This is a genomic window from Pseudomonas sp. TWP3-2 (assembly GCF_049897765.1).
Taxonomy (GTDB): Bacteria; Pseudomonadota; Gammaproteobacteria; order Pseudomonadales; family Pseudomonadaceae; genus Aquipseudomonas.
On sequence record NZ_JAFCWW010000044.1, the window covers coordinates 1 to 1,292 of the forward strand.

1 protein-coding gene is annotated in these 1,292 nt (G+C 55.3%); it reads right to left on the reverse strand.

The window, feature by feature from the left end:
* Positions 1–54: 54 nt before the first annotated feature.
* Positions 55–1,206, reverse strand: coding sequence for an integrase core domain-containing protein (locus ACP7EE_RS27575; protein ID WP_426238169.1), 1,152 nt, complete (start codon positions 1,204–1,206; stop codon positions 55–57).
* Positions 1,207–1,292: the final 86 nt, after the last annotated feature.

Genomic DNA, 1,292 nt, shown 5'->3' on the forward strand with positions numbered 1-1,292 from the left:
CTGTAGAGACCGGCACATCCTTTACACATTAGACCGGGGACATCGTTTACACCTTTACAGGCTTGATACGCGTTTGGCATCGCGTTCAAGCCTGCCTAAACAGAAGTTGCAAAGGTACAGCTCCCACACCTCATCAGCCACTTCCTTCAACGCGATCTCTTCACCGATCAGCGCCTCTCCCAAGAAAATCAGTTGTCCTTTCCATTTGAATTCTCCGTTCGAACGAACCTTACGGACTTCAACATCAGCGCCATATTCAACTGCCGGTAAGTAGCCCGGATACGAGCGTAACGACGGCTTGTAGACCGAAGCAGGGGGCTTCATGCCCAGCGCAGTGTGTGGCCGGAACTGGTTGAAGTCCTGAATGAAGTCCTCAAAGGCCAACTGCTGGCGCACGAGGTTTTGCGCAGGTGTTCGCAGCACCGCTGCTTTCAAGGTTCGGTGCATTCTTTCGTGCCGGCCATTTTGATCGGGGCGGCCAGGTGTAATCGTTTCAACGTGGATTCCATTTCGGATGAACCAGACTGACAGCTTCGACAGCCGCGCCAAACCTGTCGAGGCGAAGGGCGCGCCATTGTCCGTGCGGATTACGTCCGGCAACCCAAACTCCCTGAACGCCCACTCGAAGCCCTGTCGCGTCGGCTCGCCGTGCGTGCTGGGCAGTGCCCGGCAGAGCAGCAGAAAGCGGCTCATCTGGTCGGTAATAGTCAATGGATAGCACCAGTTACCGTCCTGCATCTTGAATTGCCCTTTGTAATCGGCGCACCACGTCTGGTTGGGTTCGTTGACCGGACGCAAGATTGTCGGAGCACGTGGGCGCAAGGGATAAGGGCGCCGCGCGGCGACCAAACCAGCTTTCTTCAACCACTCTCCGGCAGTGCTTGCGGCCGGCCAATTGACCTGCGGATCTGAGACGCGCAGACGATCAATAATCTGTTTGGCGCCGCGATCGGGATGCTCGTTTTTCTTGCTGAGCAACGTGGCGATGATTTCGTCGGGGGTTTGATGGGGGCAATTCAATGGCTTGCGCGATTGCTCTTTCAAACCATCTACGCCAAACGCTGCATAGCGGTCTAGCCACTTGTCGACAGTTGGACGGCTGACGCTATAACGCCGACTCAACTGGCTCTTTGTGTAGTTGCCGCTAAGCCAGTCACTGACTAATTTCACTCGTTGATCCATCGGGGACTCTTGATTCCAGGGCATGGTCAGCACCTCCTGACCATGATTGATACCTGTAAACCATGTCCCCGGTCTCAAACGTAAAGGATGTACCCGGTATTTACCCACCC

What these genes read in the sequence shown, in the direction of transcription:
- ACP7EE_RS27575 (WP_426238169.1), bottom strand. Translation starts at nt 1,206, where the DNA reads ATGCCCTGGAATCAAGAGTCCCCGATGGATCAACGAGTGAAATTAGTC.